Below are 6,220 nucleotides of genomic sequence, written 5' to 3' on the forward strand. Positions count from 1 at the left end.
GCCTACCTGCTCCGGTATTAAATTCACAACTTCTCCAGCCATTGCCTCGGTCATACCAGTTCCTTTTAAAATACCTGTAAAACACCCTGCGGCAAATAAGATACTAGCCATCAACATAGCTTCTTTGGCATGAGCATCTATACGGGCTTTTTGCTCAGATACCTTTGGATAGTTTATCAAAAGTGCAACAGCAAAAGCTATCATAAAGACAATATGTGGTGGTGCAAGATTGAAAATGATACAACTGATTGTCACTAATGCAAAAAGTATATTGACCCAAAACAACTTTGGTTTTGCCAGTTCCTTTTTCTCAGAAATTGGATGCTGAACGGTATGAAAATCTAGGTTTTCTATTGGATTAATACTTTTACGTTCCTGTAACCCAAAATAATATGCAATTACCAAGACGCAACCTAAACCCACTAGGACTGGTATCAATAAAGGATTGAAAAGCTCTGTTACTGGGATATTCAAAGAAGTTGATGCTCTTAAGGTAGGTCCTCCCCAAGGAAGTATATTCATGGTGCCAGCAGATAATGCTACGATAGAGGCAAGTGTCAGACGACTCATTCTCATCCGATCATACACGGGTGTCATAGCTGGAATAGCTATCAAAAATGTGACTGCTCCAGATCCATCCAAATGAATAAGCATAGCTAAAATGGCAGTTGCTATCGAGATTTTTACAGGATCATTTCCTGCGAAAGTCAAAAGACGGTCAATAATTGGGTCAAAAGTTCCAGCGTCCATCAAGATGCCAAAAAATAGAATAGCAAAAATGAACATCAGCCCAGTTGGCGCAATGTTCAAAAGTCCTGTACCAATGAACCCTGGCAACTCTTTCCAAAAACCTGCAAAAATTCCAGAAAAGACAGGAATAAGGATTAAAGCAATTACAGGAGATACTTTTTTGCCAAGTACTAAAACAAAAAGAAGAACGATCGTGATAAGCCCCCAAATTGCTAACATTTCTCCATCATTTTAAAGGCTAAAATCTTTTGTGCTATGGGTTTTTGAAAAAGATTAATTGGAAAATTTAGCTTCATAATTAGTACCAATAAACTCATAAAATTCATTGTTTCAAAAGGACACATTGAATTTGAACATCTCCATTCTTATTTTAAAAGGTAATCAATTCAATTGGCTAAAAGTATAATTATTCAATATCACTAAAAACAGAAAGGTACTGCAGACAACAGTACCTTTCTATGATATTCAATGCTTAAACGTTAATTACTCCTGATTCTAAATCTTGAATGACTTTTTAATCCACTTTTGGTAATTCCTCACGAGGAAGTTTTTCGTCCCTTTGTGCAGTATTATAAACGAAAGAAGCAACGATTACTGCCATTTGGCGCAAATCATCCAATTCCAATCTTTCGAAATTATCCATGTTGGTATGGTGGGTTCTGGTTCTATATTCGATAGGATCTTGGATAAACTGGAAGCCTGGAAGCCCCACTCCATCAAAACTTTGATGATCAGTTCCTCCTGTATCACGAATTGTGATCGTTCTGTTTTCAATCAAATCATCGACAGGTTCAAACCATTGATCGAAAATAGGCCCTACCGATTCATTCCCCTGCAAATAGATTCCCCGGATTTTTCCAGTTCCATTATCGATGTTATAGTATGCAGAAAGTTTCTCATGATCAGGCTTTAGCTCCATGGTAGTTCTGTCAGCGAAATGGTTTTGTACATAATTTCTGGAACCATGAAGTCCCTGTTCTTCACCTCCCCAAAGGGCAATTCGGATCGTTCTTCTAGGCTGAAGTCCAGTAGCTTTCAAAATTCTTACTGCTTCCATCATCACAATACAGCCAGCAGCATTATCTGTAGCCCCATTGGCACCATGCCAAGAATCTAAGTGACCGCCAAGCATCACTAGTTCTGATTTCAAAGTAGGGTCAGTTCCTGGAATTTCAGCGATTACATTGTATCCCTGTAAATCATCTGTCAAATACCTGCTTTTGATTTCAGCTTCTACTTCCACTTCCACACCATTTTCGACCAGTCTGGCTAATAGGTTTACATTTTCAGGAGCAGTTTCCAATTCAGGAACTCCTATAGGAGTATCTTTTAAATAGCCTCTTGGACTACTCGTAAATAAAGTTCCGTGTCTACCATTAACCCCTTTAATAATCAGGGCAGCCCCCTCTTCATTTAAAAACTCACTGATTCGCATGGAAAATGCTCTTGCAGCTCTCAAGGCTTGAATTTGCTCTGGAGTATATCTGCTTCCTCCTCCCTGTGAACTTGGAGGTGCAGCCATTTGATTCAATTCTTCTTCCGAAAACCTTGTAGCATCAGCCTCAAAAGTAGGACTTTGATCTCCGGAAGGTTTTATAGCGATGATCGCACCTTTCAATTTTCCCCTGTACTTGGTCAGGTCTTCTTCTGTACTGGCTTCTATAAAAATAACTTTTCCACTTACTTCTCCATTGGTGCTTTCAGTCCAAGCTTTTGGAATGGCAATAAAAGGCATGTAATAAGGCTTGGTCATGGCCACATAGCTTTTTTCCATTTCCCAACCTCTTCCAAATTCACCCCATGCTTCGGTTTTGGCATTTTCAAGCCCCCACGCCGTCAACTGTTCAACAGCATAATCTGTGGCTCTATTATATCCTTCGGAGTTACTTAACCTCGGACCCGCTTTGTCTACAAGTTCAAAGGCAATTTTTTCAACATGGGAGTTATTGAATCCTTCATTTTTGATTTTTTGAATGGCTTGTAGATCTATTTTTTCCTGAGAAAAAGCAAAACTTGCAGCTAATAGAGCTGGTATTAATAAAAATGTTTTTTTCATAGAATTGCTATTTTAATGGTTGGTTGTTCAATATATGGCAGAAAGTAATTATTTCATGAATTTTTAAATAAATGGCATGTTTAAATGAATTTTTTGATAAAATCAGTTTGAACCTGTGTTATTTTTTAGCTCGATTTCTCAGAATGCTAAATTAAATTTTAGAACTTGATTCTAAACTTTAATAGTTGGCGCATTAGTAATCATTTTTGGTATGGCGGATAAAAGGATTTTTGTTTTTGATAATCAGTTAGAAAAGGAAGAGGTTGATAAGGTCAGAGAATTATTTGAGACCAAACCTTCCAAAGAAATACCAATTCAGGAATTGGATGCAAAATCCCTTAAAGATTCAGATTTTTTGATTTGTCTGATTTCTGACAAGCAACTCAAGGGTTTGATTTCTCAGCTAGATGAGCATAAAACTTCTTTGGGATTATTGCCTCATCCAGATTTAGTCCATGGTCAAAAAGGATTTGGAATCAATAAGAACATGGAAGGGGCTTTGGAGGAAATCTTCGAAAAGAAAGAAGTAGATGAGATTGATTTGATGATGGTCAATGATGAATTGGTTTTAAATTCATTGGTCATTGGAGAGTCTTTGAGTATTTTCTACGGAGATAAGTCTGCAGATTTTTTTGAAGGCTTGAAAAATCGATTTAGTCAGTTTTTGAAAATATTCCAGAGAGTCAAATTACAGGCTGTTGATATCAGTTTCCCAATTGAAAACGAGGAAGATAAAGGTATTTCAACGGCAAGCATGGGAATTATCGCAGTGGCTCAATGTCAAAGCCATATGATTTTTAAGCGGATCATCAAAGACTCGGGCTTGAATGATCAACTGATCCACCTACTGATTTTTGCCCCAAAAAGCTTAATTTCCCTAATTCGCTTTGGACTGCAAAACCTTATTTTTCCAATTAAAGGCAATAAATTACCTCGTTTTGTTGGCTATGCTACAGGAAAAGAAATCCTGTTGAAAGTGAAAGAAAAAATACACTTTGCCATAGACGGGATTGAAAAGGAAAGCGCAGAAATCCTGATTAAACTGCATGAACATCCGGTTCATATTTTACCTGGAAAAGCAGTATTAGAGGCAGAGCAAGGCAATGGGAAAGAAGTCCAAAATCTTAATACTTTGCCAACAGGCAAACTCAAAGAGGAATTGACAAGAGGCTATCTTCCTTGGGTCAGGCATGCTACTTCTGAGGAGTTTAAGGAATTATTCAAACTGCTCAGGGATAATTCCCAAACCACAGGAACTTATTTGGTTTTGATGGTACTATCTACCATGATTGCCACCTTTGGTTTATTTGGCAATTCATCCCCAGTAGTAATTGGAGCGATGATTCTTGCACCTTTGATGGCTCCGATCATTTCATTGGCGATGGGTATGCTTCGTCAGGATGGTTTGCTGATTAAGAATAGTTTGATTACCATATTTTGGGGAGTTCTCTTAGGCTTGATCTTTTCAATGATCATTACTTGGATGACTCCGCTTCAAATATTAAATGATCAGATTCTGGCAAGGATTCGACCAAATCTATTGGATTTAGGAGTTGCAGTCGCTTCCGGTATGGCAGGTGCTTATGCTTATAGTAAAGAAGAAATTGCCAAAACATTGGCTGGAGTGGCAATTTCAGTGGCCTTGGTGCCTCCTTTGGCTGTAGCAGGAATTGGGCTGGGCTGGGCTGACTGGAATGTATTTTTTGGAGCAATGTTACTTTTGGGCACTAACTTGGCCGGAATTGTAGTTGCCGCTGCTTTGACATTTATGACTTTGGGATTCAGTCCTTTTCGTTTAGCCAAAAAGGGCTTAATGATCAGTGCTGTACTTTTGGTTTTAATTGCTACTCCCTTGGCTTTAAGTTTTTCTAAAATGGTCAATGAAAATAGTATCATTCAGGCCTTAAGCGGTCAGGAAATCCCACATGGTTTACTTCGAAATATAAAAGTAGTGAATATGCAGCCCTTAAGGTTGGCAGTGACAATTCTTTCAGAAGGTGAACTAAATGATGCGGATTTTAATGAAATCAGATCTGAAATTGAAGAGAAAATAGGAAGGCCAATCGAACTTGAACTGACTTTAGGGATTCGAATGGGTAAGGTAAATCTTGACGATAAAACAGACACGATTTCTACAGATTAATAGAAGAATACTGCTTTCCCATTCTCGCATTTAATTTCAGAAGGCGGACTAACAAAAGAACAATCAGATCCGATATTATTTTTTGAATTGTATTCTTTTTGAAGTTTTGTGTATTGAGCTACTAAATCCAAAAATTCACTTTCGTTTATTTCTGAAGAGTATGCAATATAACTTGTGGGGCCTCCGCAGGCTTTATTTCCAATTGCTGTAAATTTCCATTGAGAAGGATTTGTACAGACCTTAGATTCTGATATAGAAACTATTTTCTCGTATAGCTCTTCTAATTCTGTGAGGTCATAAGTTCTACTATCCTCATTAATAAGTTGGCAGCTTGAAAGAAGAAAAAGCAGAGGAAAGATTAATTTTTTCATATCAGATGAGATTCTGATTTATAGAACGTCGATTTTCTTCAAAACGCAACAGGAACGAAACTTAATTCCCAGCTGGTAACATATTTCGGATGGCAGAAATTCTCCAGCTTTTACCATCATCCACAACCATAAAACTACTCCACATTTTGCGAACTGATCCATCGGGGTTTTTGATCTCGTACCGGGCATCGACTAGTCCAACTGTTTCGTTTAGGAATCTAATTCTCTCCACATGCAAAGTTCTTTCCCCAGGGTTACTTGTAGAGCTTTCCATCATTCCCTTGATTGCTTCAGAAATCCCAGACCTCCAAACTCCAGAAGAGACCAATTGGTCAATATCCTTGGTAAGGATTTTTTTTAGTAAGATAGTGTCCTTGGTATCCCTGGATTTTGAATAGGAATTGATCAGGTTTAGGATAGCTTGGGAATCTTCTTTAGTGTGAGAGGAGGTCTGAGCTAAGGAGCCAAACCCTAGACAAAAAAAGACTGCAAATAGTGTGATTCTGAGCATAAAGAGAAGGATTTCTTTCTCTAATCTACACTTTTAAAGTTAAAATTTTAAAAGTGTATCAAAAACAAAAGTCACCCAGCAATAGGTGACTTTTAGGATTTTTAAGGAAGTAATTGCTTACTGATCTTCTCCTCGAAGTTTGATAACAGCTCCTTCTAGAATGTCTCCGATCCGGATCTGACAGGCTAATCTGGAAGTAGGGAAGTATTCCGGCAAGTTTTCCAACTGATCCAATTCGATATCAGTGGCATCTCCTAGCTCATCCTTGCCTTCCAAAACTTCAATGTGGCAAGTTGCACAAAGTGCCATACCACCACAAGTTGCCAAAACGGGATATTCTGAAGCTTTCAAAATCTCCATCAGGCTGAAGCCCATGTCATCTGGAGCTT

6 protein-coding genes are annotated in these 6,220 nt (G+C 38.1%); 1 reads left to right on the forward strand and 5 read right to left on the reverse strand.

Annotated features, from left to right (window positions below; all coding sequences use genetic code 11):
• Together Q0L68_RS14680 and Q0L68_RS14685 are read right to left on the reverse strand one after the other, a co-directional pair.
• A partial coding sequence (locus Q0L68_RS14680; protein WP_296704666.1) for a citrate:proton symporter occupies positions 1 to 969 on the reverse strand: 969 nt, incomplete at its 3' end.
• A gap of 295 nt (positions 970 to 1,264) precedes the next feature.
• Positions 1,265 to 2,806 (reverse strand): M20/M25/M40 family metallo-hydrolase, encoded by a 1,542-nt coding sequence (locus tag Q0L68_RS14685; protein ID WP_296704668.1) that lies wholly within the window; start codon positions 2,804 to 2,806, stop codon positions 1,265 to 1,267.
• Between the two features lie 211 nt (positions 2,807 to 3,017).
• Here Q0L68_RS14685 and Q0L68_RS14690 point away from each other — a divergent pair, with 211 nt between their 5' ends.
• On the forward strand, positions 3,018 to 4,949 hold the full coding sequence (locus Q0L68_RS14690; protein ID WP_296704670.1) for a TIGR00341 family protein: 1,932 nt from the start codon (positions 3,018 to 3,020) through the stop codon (positions 4,947 to 4,949).
• Here Q0L68_RS14690 and Q0L68_RS14695 read toward each other — a convergent pair.
• From Q0L68_RS14695 to Q0L68_RS14705, 3 genes are all read right to left on the reverse strand, one after another.
• Positions 4,946 to 5,320: a hypothetical protein gene (locus Q0L68_RS14695; RefSeq protein ID WP_296704672.1), complete on the reverse strand. Its 375-nt coding sequence runs from the start codon at positions 5,318 to 5,320 to the stop codon at positions 4,946 to 4,948. The two genes, Q0L68_RS14690 and Q0L68_RS14695, sit on opposite strands and share 4 nt — an antisense overlap.
• Positions 5,321 to 5,381: 61 nt before the next feature.
• A complete protein-coding gene (locus Q0L68_RS14700; RefSeq protein WP_296704674.1) occupies positions 5,382 to 5,831 on the reverse strand; it encodes a DUF4440 domain-containing protein in 450 nt (149 codons plus the stop codon).
• A gap of 117 nt (positions 5,832 to 5,948) precedes the next feature.
• Positions 5,949 to 6,220: 2Fe-2S iron-sulfur cluster-binding protein (locus Q0L68_RS14705; protein ID WP_296704677.1), on the reverse strand; the 272-nt coding region annotated here is incomplete at its 5' end.

The sequence above is a fragment of the Algoriphagus sp. genome, assembly GCF_024642405.1.
Lineage (GTDB): Bacteria > Bacteroidota > Bacteroidia > Cytophagales > Cyclobacteriaceae > Algoriphagus.